Consider the following 18,197-nt stretch of genomic DNA (forward strand, 5'->3'; position numbering starts at 1 on the left):
GGCCGCCGGGGTCAGGGCGCCGAGGGCACCTTCTTGTCGGCCGCGGCCTTCTTCACGGGCCGGCGCGCCTTGCTGGAGGACTTGGCCTGCACGGGCTGGGGACGCTCCACCTTGAGCAATTCCAGGTCCGTGCTCTCCGCCGTGGCGAACTTGAGGATGCCCACGCCCGGCGCGAACCAGACATAGCTCTCCATGGAGCGGCCCTCGGAGCCAGGGCGGCTGGCGCGCGCGGTGACGATGTTCTTCACCTTCAGCGCCTTGAACGTGCCGGCGGCCACGGTGACCTCCTCCTCGCCCACGACGGTCGACTCCTTTTCGAACGTGGTGGCGATGATGGGCCGGATGCCGCCCGTCTTGCCCGCGGGGGGCTGGAGCTTCACCGACAGGCTGTTCTTCCACGAGCCGCCGGGCACCATGCTCGTCAGCGCGGGCACCGCCATGCCTTCCGAGCTCACCACCTGCACATCCATGCCGGACGCGGACAGCAGCGTGCCTTCCAGGCCGCCCAGGCCCGTGCTCATGCCCTCGGCGGTGCAGGTGGCGTCCGTCTCGCCCTGGCGGCCCTTGAGCTTCACGGCGACCTTGCCGCGCAGCCCCTCGGGTGTGGGTGTCACGCCGTGGGTGCTGATGACCATCTGCGACGACTTGCCCGCCCGGTAGGTGAGCGTCAGCCCTTCCTCCAGCGGGAAATACGGGTGGGGGCAGGGGGCCGGGGCTTCCACCGCCTGCGTGTCAGACCGGGGTGTTACCTCCGGCGTAGGGGACGCTCCCATGAGGAGCGTCAGGGCAAGAAAGGGCTGGTACGTACGCAACCTCCAGGAATGTCAATGGGAAGGTAGGGTGGGGCGGCCAGGGCGCAAGTCCAAGAGAGGACCCTCCTGCCCGCCTCTGGCCCGTTTGAAGGGCAAGCAGCCGAACGTATGGCCACGCGTGGCATGGTCACGCTTGATCGCCTGGATGGCGGCTGGTACTCCTGCTGATCGTTCCGAGGCCGATTTTTCGGCCTCGCGCTCACTTTTCACCTCGTACCTCGCGCCTCTTCCAGGAGCCCGCTGGCATGCGTATCAAGCGGTTGGACATCACCGGCTTCAAGTCGTTCATGGAGCGGAGCGTCTTCACTTTCGACGAGGGCGTCACCGGCATCGTCGGCCCGAACGGCTGTGGAAAGTCCAACGTCGTGGACGCCATCCGCTGGGTGATGGGTGAGCAGAGCGCGAAGAACCTCCGTGGCCGTGGCATGGAGGACGTCATCTTCAACGGCTCGGAGAACAAGCCGCCCCTGTCCATGGCGGAGGTGTCGCTCACCTTCCTGGTGGATGACACGGACCAGCTGTCGCCCCAGTACCAGGGCTACTCGGAGATCACCGTCACGCGGCGCCTGTTCCGCAACGGGGACTCGGAGTACCTCATCAACAAGACGCTGTGCCGGCTGCTGGATATCACCGAGCTGTTCCTCGGCACGGGCGTGGGCACCAAGGCCTACTCCATCATCGAGCAGGGCCGCGTGGGCCTCATCGTCTCCAGCAAGCCGGAGGACCGGCGCCACCTGCTGGAGGAGGCCGCGGGCGTCACCAAGTACAAGGCCCGCCGCAAGGCCGCCGAGCGGAAGATGGAGGCCACCGAGGCCAACCTCCTGCGCGTGACGGACATCACCAGCGAGCTGGAGAAGCGGCTGGACGCGCTGTCCCGCCAGGCGAAGAAGGCGGAGAAGTACAAGAAACTCAAGCAGCGCATGCGGGACATCGACCTGCACGCGGCCAGCCACCGCCACCTGGAGCTGCTGGCGGAGAAGCAGGTCCTCCAGTCGCGCCTGCAGAACCTGGGCTCCGAGGAGCGAGAGAGCCTGGACCGGGTGAAGGAGCTGGAGGAGGCCATCACCCGGCGCCGCGCGGAGCTGGACGCGGAGGCCGCCGCCCTCCAGACGCTGGCCGCGGAGGTGCACGCGCTCGAAAGCTCCGTGCAGCGCGACACGCAGGAGCTGGCCTACGGCCGCCGTGACTACGACGAGACGAACAGCCGCGTGATGCAGGCCCGGGCGGAGCTGGACGGGCTGCTGGCCCGGCAGGCGGAGATGTCCGACGCCATGGCCGCCCGCGAGGCGGAGCTGTCCGGCATCGCCGGCTCGTGGAAGGAGGACGAGGTGGCGATGCAGGTGGCGCAGGAGGAGCTGCGCCGCGTCAACCACCTCCAGACGGAGGTCGCCCTGCGGCTGGAGCAGGAGCGCGCCGGGCTGGTGGCGGTGGCCACCCGACTGGCCAACCACGAGAGCAACCTGGTCAACCTGGCCCGTCAGCGCACGGACCTGGAAGCGCGCCGGGCCAGGCTCCAGGCGGAGCTGGACGGGCTGCGCGCGCAGGAGACGGAGCTGGAGTCGGTGCGCGGCGACGTGGCGAAGCGGGTGGAGGACACCCGGCACCTCGCCGCGGAGCTCGCCGAGCGCAAGGGGCAGGAGGAAGAGGCCCTCACCCGCACGCGCGCGACCTTCACGGAGAACGAAATCCAGGTCATCGCGCTGCGCGAGGAGCTGAGCGACAAGCGCAGCCGCCTGTCGTCCCTGGAGGACATCCAGAAGAACTACGACGGGTTCGACCGGGGCGTGCGCGCGGTGATGATGCGCGCCGGCACGGTGGCCCGGGAGCAGGGCATCTTCGGCCTCGTGGCGGACGTGCTCACCGTCACCCAGCGCTACGAGCGCGCCGTGGAAGCGGCCCTGGGTGAGCGGCTCCAGCACGTCATCGTGGAGAGCCGCGACAAGGGCGTGGAGCTGGTGGAGTACCTCAAGGGCCACGCGGAGGGCCGCGGCAGCTTCCTGCCCGTGCCCATGCTGGACACCCTGCAGCCCGTGCTGGAGCCGGACTTCGAGCGCCCGGGTGTGCTGGCCCACGCGCTGCGCGAGGTGACGTGCGAGGAGGCCCTGGCGCCCGTGGTGCGGATGCTGCTGGGAGACGTGGTCATCGTCCAGGACCTGGCGTCGGCGCGTGCGTACTCGGAGGCCGGTGGCCCCCAGTGCACGCTCGTCACCCAGGAGGGCGAGGTCTTCCGCTCGGACGGGACGATTGTCGGCGGCGAGCGCGAGGGCGCGGCGGTGGGCGCGCTCCAGAAGAAGCGTGAAATCGCCGAGCTGGCCACCGAGGTGGCCCGGGTCGAGGAGCGCTACAACGAAATCCTCACCCGGCACTACACGCTCCAGAAGCAGATGGGGCACACCGAGGGCGTCCTCAAGGGGCTGGCGAAGAACCAGCACGCCGAGGAGGTGAACCTCGCCAGCCAGGAGAAGGACCTGCACAAGGCGGGCGAGGACCTGGCGAAGGTGCGCGAGCGCCTCCGGGCCCAGGAGCTGGAGGACGGGCAGCTGGGTCAGAGCCACATGGCGCTGGCGAACGAGGAGGAGACGAGCCGGGGCGAGGTGGCCCACGGTCAGACGGACCGGGAGTCGCGCGAGGAGCGCGTCCGGCAGCTCTCCTCCGAGCAGGAGTCGCTGCGTCAGCGCTCCGAGTCCGCCAATGGCGAGCTGACGGGCCTGCGCATCAAGGTCGCCGCGGGCAGCGAGCGCGGCGAGTCCGCGCGCAAGGAGCTGGACAGCCTGGTGACGCAGCGCCGGGAGATGGAGACGCGCGTGGCGCGCCTCCAGGCGACGCTGGCCGAGGGTGGCACGCGCACGGAGGAGCTGGCGCGGCGCACGGCGGAGACGGAAGCGGGGCTGGCCCAGCGCGTGGAAGAGCACCGCGTGGCCGCGGAGGGCCTGGAGACGCGGCGCACCGCGCACACCACGGCCTCGACAGAGGTGCGGGAGCAGGACGCCCAGTTCCGCGAGCTGCGCGGTCGGGTGGAGGAGCTGATGCAGGGGCTGTCGCAGATTTCGCTGCGCGAGCGCGAGATTGCCCTGGAGCTGGAGCACCTGTCGGCCGGCATCCGCGAGCGGCACCAAGTGGACCTCGCGCTGGAGCTGCACCGCTACCACCTGCTGCCTTCCCTGGCGCCGGAGACGGAGGCGGAGCTGAAGGACCTGCGCGCCCAGGTGGAGAAGATGGGGGAGATCAACCTCACCGCCATCGACGAGCACGCGGAGCTGTCCAAGCGCTTCGACTTCCTCATCGCGCAGAAGACGGACCTCCAGGCCTCCATGGGTCAGCTGCGCGAGGCAATCACCCGCATCGACGCCACCAGCCGCGAGCGCTTCAAGCAGACCTTCGACGTGGTGAACGAGAAGTTCCAGGCCATCTTCCCCCGCCTGTTCGGCGGTGGGCGCGCCAGCCTGGTCCTCACCAACGACGGCCCCAATGGCGAGCCGGGCGTGGAAATCGTCGCCCAGCCGCCGGGCAAGAAGCTGCAGAGCGTCAACCTGCTCTCCGGTGGAGAGAAGGCCCTCACCGCCGTGGGCCTCATCTTCGGCATCTTCCTCATCAAGCCCACGCCCTTCTGCCTCCTGGACGAGGTCGACGCGCCGCTGGATGAGGGCAACGTGGGCCGCTACAACGACATGGTGAAGGAGATGAGCAGCCAGTCGCAGTTCATCCTCATCACCCACAACAAGCGGACCATGGAGGTCTCCAACACCCTCTACGGTGTCACCATGGAGGAGCCGGGCATCTCCAAGCTCGTCAGCGTGCGCATCAGCGAGGCCAGCGCGGCCAACGACGACAAGATCAGCGCGTAGTCGTCCTCACGACGCTGGAAACACAGAAGGCGCGGGTCCCGGAAGTTCGGGTCCCGCGCCTTCGTGCGTTTCAGCCCCGCTGGGGGACTGCTTACTGACTACTTGCCCTTGTAGGACTTCTTCGGGCACGCCTTCTGGTCCGCGTCCGCGCGGGCCTGGGCGGCCGTCAGGTCCTTCTGGGTGTTGGTCAGCGCCGTCTGGCTGGCCGTCTCCACCGGCGTCCAACCCTCGGCGTCCGTCGTCTTCAGCTCCTGCACCAACGCCACGGAGGCCTGGTCCACGGCCTGCTGGGCCTCCAGCGCCTTCACCCAGCCCTGCGCGGCCTCCACCAGGGCGTTGCACTTGCCGGCCAGCTCGTCGAACAGCTTGTAGTCCTTGGTCTTCTGGTACTTCGCCACCACGGCCTCGAACGACTCGGCCGCCGCGGCGCGGGCGCCGAAGGCGATGGCCGCGTCCGCCGCGCGCTGGTTGCGGACGACCTCCAACTGGAAGAAGCGCAGCTGGGGGGGCAGGGCGCTGGCGGCCTCGGTGGCTCCGGAGTTGAAGTGGACGAAGCGGTGCGGGTAGCTGAGCTTGTCCGTGGACAGCTTCGCGGGCACGGCGACAATCTTCGTCTTGAGGCACGCGGCGAGCTGGTCACCCTCGGTGCTGCCGGAGGCGTCGAACGTCACCTCGGCGACGGGCTGGCCCTTGGTGAGCGTCATGTGGGACGTCAGCACCGGCGGCGTCTGCGCCTTGTAGGTGGCGTAGCAGTCGCACCAGCCCTGCTGGGCCAGGCGGACGGCGCCGGAGAAGTCCGAGCCGTCGTTGACGCCGAACTTCACCGTGGCGCTGGCCGTGGTGTCGTGCTCGAAGGTCGCCGTGGACTCCAGCGGCTGGGCGCCCTTGGCCAGGGGCTTGGGCTGGACGAGCTTGTCCACCACGGCCTGGATGCACTGCGTGCCCGTGGGGGTGAGGTTCTCACCGGTGATGGTGTGGGTGCCGCCCGCGTCCGTCACGGTGGTCTTCACCGTCGCCACCGTCTTCTCGGCGGGGCCCCGGTTCTGCGGGGACACGAGGCACTCGAGTACTTCCGGCCGGGTGGTGAGCATGGCGCCCACCAGCACGCCCTGATTGGACGCCGGCAGGGTCAGCTCGCGCGGGAAGCAGGTGGCCACGTCGAACGCGGGCTGGTTGCCAATGCGCACGCGCTCCTCGGTGGTCTGCGGCTTGGCGGCCGTGTCGGCGCTCTCGGCGGGCTTCTGCTGACCGGCGCAGGCGGCGGTGAAGACGACGGAGGCTACGACGAGACGACGCAACATGCGGTTGTTCTCCATGGGGTGGAACTGCGAGGGGGCACTCACTTCTCCAGGCCCTCGGCGTTCTTGAGGTCCTTGAGGCGAAGCCCGTTCTTCTTGAGCAGACGATAGAGGCTCTGCATGGACAGCCCGGTGCGCTGCTCGGCGGCCTTCATGTCGAAGCCCACCGTGCGCATCACCTCGGCGAAGTAGAGGCGCTCGAAGTCGGCCAGCACCCTGTCCTTCGCCTCGTGGTACGGCATGCCGGTGACGAGCGTGGCCACGTGGGTGCCGGGCGGCTGACCCTCCGGGCGGCGCGAGGGCTGGGCGAGGAAGTCCAGCCAGCTGGTGTTGCCCGTCTCCTCCATCAGCGCGCCGCGCTCGAGCACGTTGCGCAGCTCGCGCACGTTGCCCGGCCAGTCATAGCCCTCGAAGAGCGCGAGCGTCTGGGGCGTCAGCGTCACGCTGGCGCGCAACGTCTGCGACAGGGCCTGCGCCAGCGAGGGCAGGTCCTCGCGGCGGGTGCGCAGGGGCGGCAGGCGCACGCGCGCGACAGCGAGGCGGAAGTACAGGTCCGCGCGGAAGCGGCCCTGGCGCACGTCCTCCTCCAGGTTGCGGTGCGTGGAGGCGATGACTCGCACGTCCACCGGCACGGGCTGGCCGTCCAGCGAGGGCACCTCGCGCGCGTCCAGCACGCGCAACAGCTTGCCCTGCACCATCAGCGGCAGCTCGCCGACCTCATCCAGGAAGAGCGTCCCTCCCCGGGCGGCCTCGAAGACGCCGCGCGCCTCCTTGTCCTCCGGGTCGCTCGCGCGCAGACCGCCGAACAGCTCCCGCTCCGCCTTCTCCTCGGAGATGAGGTTGCAGTCGACGACCTTGAACGGGCCATGCCGCCGCGACGAGTGCTGATGCACCGCGCGCGCCGCCAGCTCCTTGCCGGTGCCCGTCTCGCCCTCGATGAGCAGGCTCATGTCCTCGCGGGCCACGCGCCGCAGCTCCGTGAAGACCCACCGCATCTTCTCCGAGGAGCCCACCAGCGCGCCGAAGGACTCGGCGCCCGCGAGCTCCACCTCGGTGGGCTTCGCCGCCACCTTCACGGCCAGCTTCGTCTTGCCGAGCTCGACCTTGTCTCCGCGGCCCAGGTACGCCTGAAGCACCTGTCGCCCGTCGAGGAAGGTGCCGTTGCGACTGCCGGTGTCGCGCAGCAGGAGGCCTCGCGGCGTGCGCTCCACCTCGAGGTGACGGCGGCTCACCGTGGTGTCCGTCAGCACCAGGTCGCTTGCGGGGTCCGAGCCCACGCGTACCAAGCCATCCTGGGTCGTCACCTTCTTGCCCTTGTCGGGGCCAGACACCACCTCCACGGTCCATTCGTGAATGGGGATGCGGGTGGTGCGGCCTTCTTCTTTGTCCGTCTGGGTGGTCTGGGTGACCTCGGGCCTGGGCTCCATCATGGGTCCTCTTTAGGTGCGAGGGGACCGGGCGGGCAAGCCCGACGCACCATGTGCTCGTGCCCGAACTGGTCAGGGCAGCATGAGTGGAAGAATCTTCCCGGAAGGCTGTTGCACGTCAGCCTTCCTCGGAAGGAGCGCCCCGTGCGCGTGGACCGGGGCGGGGGTGGCGCGTCGGAGTGTCCCCGCTCGGGCCTCCGGGCGAACGACTCCCCAGCGCGCGGTGGCTTCGGAGTGGGGCCTGGGCCCTCGTCCGTGCTTTGCGCGATGGGGATGCTGGCGTCCTTCCCGGTGACTCCCGGAAGGGCGCGTCGGAGGGTGGGGTGGCGCACGTCCACGTGGCCCCAGTACGCCATGGACGCCTGGGGACCTCGTGCTGGGGTGTGCCTGGGACTGTCCACCAGCGCACGTTCGTCGCCGTGCAGGCGCCGCGTCGTGTCGCGGTGCGGCCCTCGGGCGTTCCGCAGCCGCGCCTGCGCCGGCGGAGGTCGTCCAGGAGGATGGGAAGGGCCGTTCCAGAAGCTCACGGCCGGCATCCAAGACGAACACCCTCCGCGAATCCAGTGTCACGCGCGGGCGAGGTCCAATCAGTACGTCGACGGCGAGTCGCTGGCGGGGAATGACTCCTTGGAAAGCTCGTCCACGAGATCATCGGAGCTGGTTCCTCCGGACTTCACCCCCGCGTTGCTCTGGTCCCTGACCACCGGTCCCTTTGGGGAGGACTTGCCCGAGCCCGCCGCGCGCTTGCGTCCGGCGCTGCCCGTGGCCGCGGCCCTTTCCGTCGTCCCCAGTCGCGCGCCCAGGAGGTTCTTCGCCCGCTCGGCCAGGTGGCGCTGCTCGTCCCGCCAGTCGCGGAAGAACTGCGCCAGCTCCGGGTCTCCCGCCCGCTCCGCGTCCTGGATGAACTGCTCCGCGGTCGAGGCGCCCTTGAGCAGGTGGTACAGCGTGCTGATGACGTTGTAGTGCGCGTCTTCACCTGCCATTGCCGCCTCCCGAGAAGGGGTGGTGTTCCATGGCGGTAAGGTAGGCACGGCGCGGCGAGCGGCCCCGTGAAGGGCGCTCGCCTGCCCGCTTGCGACTCAGGCCTGGAGCATGGGCTCCAGCTTGCCTTCCTTGTCGAGCTGGGCCAGGTCCGAGTAGCCGCCGACGTGCGTGTCACCGATGAAGATTTGAGGCACGGTGCGCTGGCCTCCGCTCATCTCCACCAGCTTCTCGCGCGCGTCATCGTCTCCGGTGACGTCCAGCTCCTGGTAGTCCACGCCCTTGCGCTTGAGCAGGTCCTTCGCGCGGACGCAAAAGCCACAGTAGTTCGTGGTGTAGATCTTCACGGGTTTCACGGTGTCGCCTCCTTCATTCCCAACGTAAGGGCGTGGCCTTTCGCGCGCCACCGGGCGCATGAAAGCACGACGGCCCCCGGCTCCTTGAAAGGAACCGGAGGCCGCCTGTGAAGCGTCCACCCCGGATGGACCGGGGTGGGGGGCGACTACATGCCCATGCCGCCCATACCGCCCATGCCGCCCATGCCGCCACCGCCGGCGGGGGCGTCCTTCTCGTCCTTCGGACGCTCGGCCACCATCGCCTCGGTGGTCAGCATCAGGGACGCCACGGACGCGGAGTTCTGCAGCGCCGTGCGGCTCACCTTGGCCGGGTCGATGACGCCCGCGGCCAGCAGGTCCTCGTACGCGCCCGTCGCGGCGTTGAAGCCGAACGAGCCCGTGCCTTCCTTGACCTTGTTGACGATGACGCTGCCCTCGAGGCCGCCGTTGCCGACGATCTGGCGCAGGGGCTCCTCGACGGCGCGGCGGATGATGTCCACGCCGAACTTCTCACCCTCGGCGAACGTCTGACCCTCCAGCGCCTTGAGGCACCGGATGTAGGCCACGCCACCGCCAGGAACCACGCCCTCCTCGACGGCCGCGCGGGTCGCGTTGAGCGCGTCCTCCACGCGGGCCTTCTTCTCCTTCATCTCCGTCTCGGTGGCCGCGCCGACGTTGATGACGGCCACGCCGCCCACGAGCTTCGCCAGACGCTCCTGGAGCTTCTCGCGATCGTAATCGCTGGTGGTCTCCTCGACCTGGGCGCGGATCTGCTTCACGCGCGCCTCGATCTCCGGCTGGCTGCCCGCGCCGTCGACGACGGTGGTGTTGTCCTTGTCGACGGTGATGCGCTTGGCCTTGCCCAGGTCCTGCAGGGTCAGCGTGTCCAGCTTGATGCCCAGGTCCTCGGCGATCATCCGGCCGCCCGTCAGGGTGGCGATGTCCTCGAGGATGGCCTTGCGGCGGTCGCCGAAGCCCGGCGCCTTCACCGCGCACACGTTCAGCACGCCGCGGATCTTGTTCACCACCAGGGTGGCCAGGGCCTCGCCCTCGACCTCCTCGGCGATGATGAGCAGGGGCTTACCAGCGCGAGCGACCTGCTCCAGGATGGGCAGGAGGTCCTTCATCGAGGAGATCTTCTTCTCGTGGATGAGGATGAGCGCGTCGTTCAGCACCGCCTCCATCCGCTCCGGGTCCGTCACGAAGTACGGAGACAGGTAGCCGCGGTCGAACTGCATGCCTTCGACGACGTCCAGCGTCGTCTCCAGGCCCTTGGCCTCCTCCACCGTGATGACGCCCTCCTTGCCGACCTTCTCCATCGCGTCCGCGATGATCTGGCCGATGGTGGCGTCGCCGTTGGCGGAGATGGTGCCAACCTGCGCGATTTCCTTCTTGTCCTTCGTCGGCTTCGCCAGCTTCTTCAGCTCCGCGACGATGACCGCGACGGCCTTGTCGATGCCGCGCTTGATGTCCATCGGGTTGTGCCCGGCGGCCACCAGCTTCGCGCCCTCGCGGAAGATGGCCTGCGCCAGCACCGTGGCGGTGGTGGTGCCGTCACCGGCGACGTCGGAGGTCTTGGACGCGACCTCCTTCACCATCTGCGCGCCCATGTTCTCGAACTTGTTCTCCAGTTCGATTTCCTTCGCCACCGTCACACCGTCCTTGGTGATGGTGGGCGAGCCGAAGCTCTTCTCGATGACGACGTTACGGCCCTTGGGGCCGAGGGTCACCTTGACCGCGTCGGCCAGGATGTTGACGCCACGGAGAATGGCCTCGCGGGCGCGTACGTCGAAAAGCAGTTCCTTCGCCATGATGGGAATTCCTTGAGTGAAGGGGTGGGGGACGGATTACTTCTCGATGACGCCGAGCACATCCTCCTCACGGAGGATGAGGTGCTCCTCGCCGTCGAGCTTGATCTCGGTCCCGGCGTACTTGCTGAAGAGGATGGTGTCGCCGGCCTTGATGTCGAGGGGACGCACCTTGCCGTCCTCCTGCACCTTGCCGTTGCCGACGGCGATGACCTTGCCCTCGAGGGGCTTCTCCTTCGCCGTGTCCGGGATGAAGAGGCCGCCCTTGGTCTTGTTCTCCTCGGCGACCCGCTTGACGATGAGCCGATCCTGCAGGGGACGAATCTTCATGGTCTGCTCCTTGATGGGCGCCCACCGTCCGGGGTCTCCGGACGGCTCTCGGCGCCACTGGGGGTTGAAAAGGGCCGTGACGACCCGCGGCATTTAGCACTCACACCTTGCGAGTGCTAACGCCTAGGCGCGGCGGATAATAACCAGCGAAGTCGACCCGTCAAGCGACGCTGACTGCCCGTGCCCCGACATGCCAACCGTCTGGCATTGCTGCTCTTTTCCCCGCCGCGCACGACGCCGTGGAAGGACGCCCGCTCGTCGCCCCGCACGTGGAAATTGGCACTCGGGGTGGTCGAGTGCCAGCGCAAGTGCTTGGAATCATTGAAAGCGGGTTTTGCGACGAGGAGGGTCGATTGCTACCGTTCCCTTATTCCCGAAGGCGCCGTCGGCCGGGTGGAAGGACGGGAGTGTCGATGAGTCAACTGGTGGCGTCCCTGTCGCTGAAGGAGTTCTTCAAGTCGCTCCTGGACGAGGTCACTTCGCGCCAGCGCGTCTCGCTGGAAGAGGTGACGGAGTTCTATCTGGTGAACCTGCTGGCGGACTTCGCCAGCACCGACATGCTGTTCGACCGCCAGGAGGACGGCCGCAAGGGCCGCGAGCCCCTGGCGCTGCTCTACCACCAGGCGCTGCAACAGGAGCGCGAGGCGCGCATCCGGACGCTGCGGCGGCTGGGGGATGTCTCCCTCTACACCGTGGGCTTCTTCTCCGGCGCGCTCCAGGGCGGAGTGGTGGGGCCGGACTACTACATCCAGATGGGAGGCACGGCGTACGGCCAGGTGGCGGACCTGTCCCCTCGGGCGGGCTTCGCGGGGGTGTACCGGGAGCTGCACGACAAGTTCCGCTCGGTGGTGGAGGTGCTGGAGGAAATCTCGGCGCGAGGCATGGTCCGGGCCGGGCCCTCCGGGGCGTTGAAGGTCTACGAGTCGTGGGCGCGCACGGGCAATGACCGGCTGGAGCGCGTGCTGGTGGACGCGGGGATGATGCCGAACGCGAAGGGACAGCTCCCCAACTAGCCGTGGCACGGAGGTCGCGATGATTGGCCGCGTTCAGGACCACCTGGAGGCCATCTATGGCTTCACGTGCGAGGCTCGGGCGGAGGTCTTCGTGGTGGACACGGAGGCCGCCGTCCAGCTGGGCGCCACGGGGCGCAGTGACGAGGAGCTCCTGGTGCACGAGTCGGGGGACGCGCTGGAGATGGCGCTGTACCTGTCCCCCGCGCTGCTCGACAGGCTGAAGCCCTACGAGGCCGGGCCGCTGGGGTATCTGCTGGATGGAGACCTCGCCGGCTACTGCCAGGTGGCCGAGGGCGTCAGCCACTTCCTCTACATGGCGCACACGGCGGCGCACGGGCGGACGGTGTCCCTGCTGGAGCTGGAGGCCCAGGCGGAGGTGGACAAGTTCGCCATCTGCCTGTTGCACCGCTGGGGGGAGGGGGTGGGGGCGTGGGCCCAGGAGCTGCTCACCCGGCTGTTCGACAGGGTGTCCTACCGGGACAAGCTGTCGTCCCAGGAGCGCTGGCGGTACGAGGAGGCCAACCGCGTCTCCCGGCGCTTCTGCTCGCGGATGATGGGGCACGTCTCCGGAAGGCGGTTGGACAGGCTCCTGGCGGACCTCCGGTATGCCTACCGGCTGGGAGCGGAGGCGAAGCTGAGTCACTTCGTCCACGGTGGTTGAGTCCCCGCGGCCCGCCTCCTTCGGTTAGGGTAGGTGGGCATGCCACGCGAGGCGTCCGCAGGCGGGATTGTCATCCGGGAGAGTGACGGCACCTGGGAGGTGGTCGTCATCCGTCCGCATGGCCGTCCTCTGTGGGCGCTGCCCAAGGGGCACGTGGACCCGGGGGAGACTCCGGAGCAGACGGCGAGCCGCGAGGTCCACGAGGAGACGGGGCTCACCGCCGCGCTCATCGCGCCGCTGGGTGAGATTCGCTACGTCTACCAATTCAGGGGGCAGCGCATCTTCAAGCGCGTCCACTTCTTCCTCTTCCGCTACCAGGAAGGCGCGCTGGGGCCGCTGCCGGGGCCGCGCGTGGAGGTGGACGAGGTGCGCTGGGTGCCGGTGGGACAGCTGGTGCCCCTGCTCGGCTACAAGGGAGAGAAGGCCGTCGCCGCGCGCGCCGTGCGGTGGATGCGCGCCCAGGGGCTCATCCCGGAGGCCCCTTCCCCGGCCGCAAGGCCCGAGGGGAAGGGAACCTAGGACCTACGACTACTTGCGGGCGTCTTCGGGGGTGTACTTCCCGGACAGTGCCTCGCGCACGTCGCGGTCGAACTTCACGCGGCCCGTGGCCACCTCGCGCAGGGACAGCACGGGGGGCTTGTTCTTGGAGCTCTCGATGATGGGGCGGGCGCCGGCCATCAGCTGACGCGCGCGCTTCGCACCGAGCAGCACCAGCGCGAACCGGTTGTCGACGAGGGGGAGGCAGTCTTCGACTGTGACGCGAGCCATGGAACGTCCTTCGGATTTCGGTGGGGCTACCTGAAACGGTGAAAACTAAAGACCGCCCCGGGGGGAGTCAAGGAAGGACGCACGGGCAGGGCCGCCGGGCGGACAGGCGCTGTCCCACCCTGGAAGCCTGGATTCCGTGGATCAGGTGTACCACCAGGCCCAGGCGATGAGGACGACCTGGAGGGGCAGCCGGGCCCAGAGCAGGGGGGCGGGGACCTTCTTGAAGCGCTCGGGCTGGAGGGCCATCTGGAGGTTGGCCGGGAAGATGGCGACGAACAGGGCGATGAGTCCCCATGCGGACACCGCGCGCGTGGCGGGAACCAGCAGGCCCACGCCCAGCAGGACTTCCGCCACGCCGCTCAGGAAGACCAGGGGCCCGTGCCACGGCAGGTACGGCGGCATCATCCGCACGTAGGGGCGCGGGTTCACGAAGTGATTGATGCCACCGGCCACCATGAACAGGCCGAGCACGTACATCAGGACGGTCTTCACCATGTGCCGGGAGTCCTACGCCCCCGCGAAGGCCGTGTCGACGATGGCGCGGGCTTCCTGGAGGATGGCCTGGAGGTGGGCGTCGTCGCGGAAGCTCTCCGCGTAGATTTTGTACACGTCCTCGGTGCCCGACGGCCGCGCGGCGAACCAGCCGTTCTGCGCCACCACCTTGAGCCCGCCGATGTCCGCGTCGTTGCCGGGCGCGCGCGTGAGGCGCTGGAGGATGGGTTCTCCCGCGAGGCTCGTCGCCTTCACCGCCTCCGGTGAGAGCTTCTTCAGCACGGACTTCTGCGCGGGCGTGGCCGCCTGGTCGATGCGCGCGTAGTACGGCGTGCCGAAGCGCCCCGCCAGCTCCTGATAGTGCTGTCCCGGGTCCTTGCCGGTGCGCGCGAGAATCTCCACCGCGAGCAGGTCCAGCAGCATGCCGTCCTTGTCGGTGGTCCACACGGTGCCGTCGCGGCGCAGGAAGGACGCTCCCGCGCTCTCCTCACCGCCGAAGCCGAGCGAGCCGTCCAACAGCCCGTCCACGAACCACTTGAAGCCCACCGGCACCTCGACGACGCGGCGGCCCAGGCTCTTGGCCACGCGGTCGATGAGCCCGCTGCTCACCAGCGTCTTGCCCACCGCGGTGTCCGCCTTCCAGCCGGGCCGGTTCTGGAACAGGTAGTGGATGGCCACCGCGAGGTAGTGATTGGGGTTCATCAACCCGATGGAGCGGGTGACGATGCCGTGCCGGTCCGAGTCCGCGTCGTTGCCGAAGGCGATGTCGTACTGGTCCTTGAGCTTCACGAGATTCGCCATGGCGTACGGCGACGAGCAGTCCATGCGGATCTTCCCGTCATGGTCCACCGGCATGAAGCGGAACGTCGGGTCCACCGTGGGGTTCACCACGCGCAGGTTCAATCCGTAGCGCGTGGCGATGGGCTCCCAGTACGCGACATTGGAGCCGCCGAGCGGATCCGCGCCGATGTGCAGCTTCGCGCCGCGCAGGGCCTCCATGTCCACCACGGTGCCCAGGTCCTCGACATAGGGCGTGATGAAGTCGTGGGGCTTCACCGTCGGGGCCGTGCGCGCCTTCTCGTAGGGCGTGCGCTTCACGCCCGCGTTGCTGGTGCCGAGCAGCGCGTTGGCGCGGCGCTCGATGCCCGAGGTGACATTCGTGTCCGCGGGGCCGCCGTTGGGCGGGTTGTATTTGATGCCGCCGTCCTCGGGCGGGTTGTGGGACGGGGTGATGACGATGCCGTCCGAGAGCCCCGAGGCGCCCCGGCCTTTGTTGTACGTGAGGATGGCGTGGGAGATGACGGGCGTGGGCGTGGCGCCGTCGGTGAAGCGCACCTGGACGCCGTTGGCGGCCAGCACCTCGAGCGCGGTCTGCTGCGCGGGCGCGGACAGCGCATGGGTGTCCATGCCCAGGAACAGCGGCCCGTCGATGCCCTGCTGCTGCCGGTACTCGCAGATGGCCTGCGTCACCGCGACGATGTGGGCCTCGTTGAAGCTGGTGCGCGCGGACGAGCCCCGGTGGCCCGACGTGCCGAAGGCGACGCGCTGCTCGGGCACGGCCACGTCGGGACGCTCCGCGTAGTAGCGCGCGCGCAGCTTCTCGGGGTCGATGAGGAGGTCTTCCGGCGGGAGCTTTCCAGCGAGGGGATGGGCCATGTCGCCGCCAACATAAACTCGCCGCGCGACGGATGGATCTCCCATGTGAGGGAGCTGTCCTCGGGTGGACCCAGACCCTCCCGGGCTCGAAGCGGGTGCCTCGCTACGAGCCGGTGGCGCCAGAGGGGGAGGGGGGCGCCTCCTGCTCGGGGAGGTAGAACGCCCCGGAGCGCGCGGCGAGCACCGCCGCGGTGAGCAGGCCCACCGTCAACCCGAAGACGGCGATGCCGGCCAGCGTCACCCAGTCGGTGACACCCGAGGGCTGGAACAGCGCGGTGAAGGGCGTGGCGAAATCGAAGCCCTTCTCCGGTGTCTTGCGCAGGTTCTGCACGGCGGTGAGCAGCGCTGTCGTCATCGCGCCCAGCACCATGCCCACGACGGCCGCGAAGGCGGCGCTGCCCATGAGGACGGGGCGGGTGACGGCGCGGGTGGTGGGGCGGCTCTGCACGTCGAAGTCCGGGTCCTTCACGCCCAGCGGCACGAAGCGCGCGAGCAGCAGCAGGCCGGGGATGCCGCCCACCATGGTGAACCAGAAGAAGGGCTCCCAGCCGATGGCGTACACGAGGAAGCCGGCGATGGGGCCCGCCACCACGCGCGGAATGGAGAAGAGGCTGGAGAGCAGCGCGAACTGGGTGGCGGAGAAGCGCTTCTGCGTCAGCCGCATCAGCAGCACGGAGAAGGCCCCGGTGCCCAGGCCCTGTGTCACGTTCTCGAAGCCGATGGCGATGTACATCAGCCACGGCGTGGGCGCCCCGGCGCGCGCGACGAGCACGTAGCCGATGTTGGACACAATCTGGATGACGCCGAACACCCAGAGCGCGCGGCCCAGGCCCAGCACCGTCGTCCACGCTCCGCCCACGAGCGTGCCGGCGATGGTGCCGAACAGGCCGATGGTGCCCAGGGCCACGCCCCGGTGCAGGTCGCTGTAGCCCATGTCCACCAGGAAGGGCCGCAGGAGCGTGCCGCCGAGGTTGTCGGCCAGCTTGTAGAGGAAGACGAAGGCGAGGATTTCGAGCGCCCGGTGCCGCGCGAGGAAGCCCACGAAGGGATACCAGACGGCGTCCTTGAGGGACTTCGGAGGCGTGAAGCGCTCCTCGGGCTCCGGCGCGAAGCGCGTGACGATGAGCATGGGCAGGTACAGCACCGCCAGCCCGATGACGACCCACTTCCACGACACGCGGCCCGCGAGCGTAATCGCCGCCGAGCCCGCGATGAACATGGCCGCGCGGTACACCGCCACGCGCGCGCCCACCGCCACGCCCTGCTCCTCCTTGCGCAGCACCTCCACCGCGTACGCGTCGATGGCGATGTCCTGCGTCGCCGCGGAGAACGCCACCGCCATGGCCAGCGCGCCCACCACCCACGCGGTCTCCGGATGTTCTCCGATGCCGGCGAGCGCCAATGTCGTCGCGAAGAGGGCCACCTGCGCCACCGCCATCCAGCCCCGCCGCCGGCCCCAGAAGGGCGGCACATAGCGGTCCATCAGCGGCGACCAGAGGAACTTGAAGGACCACGGTGCCTGCGCCAGCGTGATGATGCCCACCACGCGGATGTCCACGCCGATGCTGCGCAGCCAGTCGGGGATGGCGATCCACACCAGGCCGAGCGGCAGGCCCGAGGAGAACGAGAGCAGCGTGACGGAGGCCGTCCGCCAGGAGGCCATGGCCCGCGCCAGACTGGCCCAGGTTCCCGGCCGCGCTGCCTGCTCTCCACTCTTGCCCTGCTGCTCGCTCATGGCGGCGGACTCTATACCAGCCGTGCTCGCGGCCCAGGGTGTCCCGCGCGCTTCCGCTCGGAGGGTTGGCCGGTTACCGGTCCAGCGCGGACATGTCCGGGCAGGAGCTGCGCAGGCCCTCGGTGGGGTTGAGGAAGTCCCAGCTCCGGGAGATGAACGTCACGCGGCCCTGCGCGTCCCAGCACTCGGTGTATTTGGCGCCCAGGATGTCGCCCTTGATGATCTCCAGGATGCCCGTCCCCCGGCCGTCCGGTGCCCAGCGCGTGGTGAGGGCCACGTCTTCGCGCAGTCCGCCCTGGACGAAGTCGGTGTCGAGGATCTGGAAGGTCATCTCCGCCAGGTCCCCCTCCGCCTCGCGGTAGATGTAGCGCGAAGGCAGCAGGGTGGGCACGTTGCTGACGAACACCAGCTCCACCCGCGTGGGGAGCTTCCGCGTCTGGTAGTGGATCTCCTCGCGGTCCAGGAAGGGGATGTCCAGGAAGCGCTCTTCCCGGGCCCGCTTCAGGTCCATGATGAGGCTGCCCTCTCCCTTGCGGACGCCGCCATTGGCCTGGAAGGAGCCCGACATGAAGCTCCACCACGCGTCCTCGCCCTCACCGACGTCCCGGTACTGGAGCTGGTAGTCGAACCGCTCCCCTTCACGCGTCATCACGAAGCGCGTGTCGAACTTCATGTCGTTGCGCCCCGGGATGGGCCCCCACACCCGACGGTCCGGCTCTCGCTTCGTGGGCGTGTACTGCTGGATGGCCTCCAGCGAGGAGAGGATTCCGTCCACCGCTTGGTTGAAGCGCAGGCCCGTCTCGTCCGTGTCGCCGACGATGCCCGACGAGTCCCCCAACCGTCCCGCCTGCTGCGCGGACTTGCTGGCCACACGTGCGCCCCAGGCTTCGCCTTGGGTCTTCCCCGGCATCGACGCCGTCAGGTCCTCGCGCCGGGGGAAGGCGTTGAGGAACTCCAGGTCGTCGTTGGAGAAGTCGCCGCCACATGCGGCCAGGGCCAGACACAGACAGATGGGCACCAGGTGTCGCATCGAACG

General features: G+C 68.9%; 16 protein-coding genes. 4 read left to right on the top strand and 12 right to left on the bottom strand.

The window, feature by feature from the left end; translation table 11 throughout:
• Positions 1-11: 11 nt before the first annotated feature.
• The gene (locus tag HUA74_RS05120; protein WP_371817194.1) at positions 12-722 is read right to left on the bottom strand and encodes a hypothetical protein; all 711 of its coding nucleotides are present in this window, start codon (positions 720-722) and stop codon (positions 12-14) included.
• A 335-nt stretch (positions 723-1,057) separates the two neighbouring features.
• On the opposite strand from HUA74_RS05120, the gene smc reads away from it, so the two are divergent.
• Entirely contained in the window at positions 1,058-4,657 is a 3,600-nt protein-coding gene (smc, locus tag HUA74_RS05125; protein WP_141644802.1) for a chromosome segregation protein SMC, read from the top strand.
• A 98-nt stretch (positions 4,658-4,755) separates the two neighbouring features.
• On the opposite strand, the gene HUA74_RS05130 is transcribed toward smc, so the two are convergent.
• The 6 genes from HUA74_RS05130 to groES form a co-directional block, all read right to left on the bottom strand.
• Positions 4,756-5,958 (bottom strand): hypothetical protein, encoded by a 1,203-nt coding sequence (locus HUA74_RS05130; RefSeq protein WP_141644803.1) that lies wholly within the window; start codon positions 5,956-5,958, stop codon positions 4,756-4,758.
• Between the two features lie 38 nt (positions 5,959-5,996).
• Entirely contained in the window at positions 5,997-7,382 is a 1,386-nt protein-coding gene (locus HUA74_RS05135) for a sigma 54-dependent Fis family transcriptional regulator (protein WP_141644829.1), read from the bottom strand.
• 587 nt (positions 7,383-7,969) lie between these two features.
• Positions 7,970-8,365, bottom strand: a complete 396-nt coding sequence (locus tag HUA74_RS05140; RefSeq protein WP_174453592.1) for a hypothetical protein — start codon at positions 8,363-8,365, stop codon at positions 7,970-7,972.
• A 96-nt stretch (positions 8,366-8,461) separates the two neighbouring features.
• Positions 8,462-8,719 (bottom strand): glutaredoxin 3, encoded by a 258-nt coding sequence (gene grxC / locus HUA74_RS05145; protein ID WP_141644805.1) that lies wholly within the window; start codon positions 8,717-8,719, stop codon positions 8,462-8,464.
• A 146-nt stretch (positions 8,720-8,865) separates the two neighbouring features.
• Positions 8,866-10,509: a chaperonin GroEL gene (gene groL / locus HUA74_RS05150; RefSeq protein ID WP_141644806.1), complete on the bottom strand. Its 1,644-nt coding sequence runs from the start codon at positions 10,507-10,509 to the stop codon at positions 8,866-8,868.
• 36 nt (positions 10,510-10,545) lie between these two features.
• Positions 10,546-10,836: a co-chaperone GroES gene (gene groES, locus HUA74_RS05155; protein WP_002640434.1), complete on the bottom strand. Its 291-nt coding sequence runs from the start codon at positions 10,834-10,836 to the stop codon at positions 10,546-10,548.
• A 413-nt stretch (positions 10,837-11,249) separates the two neighbouring features.
• On the opposite strand from groES, the gene HUA74_RS05160 reads away from it, so the two are divergent.
• Genes HUA74_RS05160 through HUA74_RS05170 form a run of 3 tightly spaced genes read left to right on the top strand, consistent with a single transcriptional unit; the run spans position 11,250 to position 13,029 of the window.
• A complete protein-coding gene (locus HUA74_RS05160; RefSeq protein ID WP_174453593.1) occupies positions 11,250-11,849 on the top strand; it encodes a hypothetical protein in 600 nt (199 codons plus the stop codon).
• Positions 11,850-11,868: 19 nt separating this feature from the next.
• Positions 11,869-12,510, top strand: a complete 642-nt coding sequence (locus tag HUA74_RS05165; protein WP_174453594.1) for a hypothetical protein — start codon at positions 11,869-11,871, stop codon at positions 12,508-12,510.
• Between the two features lie 39 nt (positions 12,511-12,549).
• A complete protein-coding gene (locus HUA74_RS05170) occupies positions 12,550-13,029 on the top strand; it encodes an NUDIX hydrolase (RefSeq protein ID WP_174453595.1) in 480 nt (159 codons plus the stop codon).
• A gap of 9 nt (positions 13,030-13,038) precedes the next feature.
• On the opposite strand, the gene rpoZ is transcribed toward HUA74_RS05170, so the two are convergent.
• From rpoZ to HUA74_RS05195, 5 genes are all read right to left on the bottom strand, one after another.
• Positions 13,039-13,278: a DNA-directed RNA polymerase subunit omega gene (rpoZ, locus tag HUA74_RS05175; RefSeq protein WP_141644810.1), complete on the bottom strand. Its 240-nt coding sequence runs from the start codon at positions 13,276-13,278 to the stop codon at positions 13,039-13,041.
• A gap of 141 nt (positions 13,279-13,419) precedes the next feature.
• Positions 13,420-13,773 (bottom strand): DoxX family protein, encoded by a 354-nt coding sequence (locus HUA74_RS05180; protein ID WP_174453596.1) that lies wholly within the window; start codon positions 13,771-13,773, stop codon positions 13,420-13,422.
• 12 nt (positions 13,774-13,785) lie between these two features.
• Positions 13,786-15,426 (bottom strand): phosphoglucomutase (alpha-D-glucose-1,6-bisphosphate-dependent), encoded by a 1,641-nt coding sequence (gene pgm / locus HUA74_RS05185; protein WP_174453597.1) that lies wholly within the window; start codon positions 15,424-15,426, stop codon positions 13,786-13,788.
• A gap of 103 nt (positions 15,427-15,529) precedes the next feature.
• A complete protein-coding gene (locus tag HUA74_RS05190; protein WP_174453598.1) occupies positions 15,530-17,161 on the bottom strand; it encodes an MFS transporter in 1,632 nt (543 codons plus the stop codon).
• Between the two features lie 73 nt (positions 17,162-17,234).
• Positions 17,235-18,191, bottom strand: a complete 957-nt coding sequence (locus tag HUA74_RS05195; RefSeq protein WP_174453599.1) for a hypothetical protein — start codon at positions 18,189-18,191, stop codon at positions 17,235-17,237.
• Between the last annotated feature and the right edge of the window lie 6 nt (positions 18,192-18,197).

The organism is Myxococcus sp. CA051A (assembly GCF_013336705.1).
Lineage (GTDB): Bacteria > Myxococcota > Myxococcia > Myxococcales > Myxococcaceae > Myxococcus > Myxococcus llanfairpwllgwyngyllgogerychwyrndrobwllllantysiliogogogochensis.

What these genes read in the sequence shown, in the direction of transcription:
- smc (WP_141644802.1), top strand. Translation starts at nt 1,058, where the DNA reads ATGCGTATCAAGCGGTTGGACATCACCGGCTTCAAGTCGTTCATGGAG.
- HUA74_RS05130 (WP_141644803.1), bottom strand. Translation starts at nt 5,958, where the DNA reads ATGTTGCGTCGTCTCGTCGTAGCCTCCGTCGTCTTCACCGCCGCCTGC.
- HUA74_RS05135 (WP_141644829.1), bottom strand. Translation starts at nt 7,382, where the DNA reads ATGGAGCCCAGGCCCGAGGTCACCCAGACCACCCAGACGGACAAAGAA.
- HUA74_RS05140 (WP_174453592.1), bottom strand. Translation starts at nt 8,365, where the DNA reads ATGGCAGGTGAAGACGCGCACTACAACGTCATCAGCACGCTGTACCAC.
- groL (WP_141644806.1), bottom strand. Translation starts at nt 10,509, where the DNA reads ATGGCGAAGGAACTGCTTTTCGACGTACGCGCCCGCGAGGCCATTCTC.
- groES (WP_002640434.1), bottom strand. Translation starts at nt 10,836, where the DNA reads ATGAAGATTCGTCCCCTGCAGGATCGGCTCATCGTCAAGCGGGTCGCC.
- HUA74_RS05160 (WP_174453593.1), top strand. Translation starts at nt 11,250, where the DNA reads ATGAGTCAACTGGTGGCGTCCCTGTCGCTGAAGGAGTTCTTCAAGTCG.
- HUA74_RS05165 (WP_174453594.1), top strand. Translation starts at nt 11,869, where the DNA reads ATGATTGGCCGCGTTCAGGACCACCTGGAGGCCATCTATGGCTTCACG.
- HUA74_RS05170 (WP_174453595.1), top strand. Translation starts at nt 12,550, where the DNA reads ATGCCACGCGAGGCGTCCGCAGGCGGGATTGTCATCCGGGAGAGTGAC.
- rpoZ (WP_141644810.1), bottom strand. Translation starts at nt 13,278, where the DNA reads ATGGCTCGCGTCACAGTCGAAGACTGCCTCCCCCTCGTCGACAACCGG.
- HUA74_RS05180 (WP_174453596.1), bottom strand. Translation starts at nt 13,773, where the DNA reads ATGGTGAAGACCGTCCTGATGTACGTGCTCGGCCTGTTCATGGTGGCC.
- pgm (WP_174453597.1), bottom strand. Translation starts at nt 15,426, where the DNA reads ATGGCCCATCCCCTCGCTGGAAAGCTCCCGCCGGAAGACCTCCTCATC.
- HUA74_RS05190 (WP_174453598.1), bottom strand. Translation starts at nt 17,161, where the DNA reads ATGAGCGAGCAGCAGGGCAAGAGTGGAGAGCAGGCAGCGCGGCCGGGA.
- HUA74_RS05195 (WP_174453599.1), bottom strand. Translation starts at nt 18,191, where the DNA reads ATGCGACACCTGGTGCCCATCTGTCTGTGTCTGGCCCTGGCCGCATGT.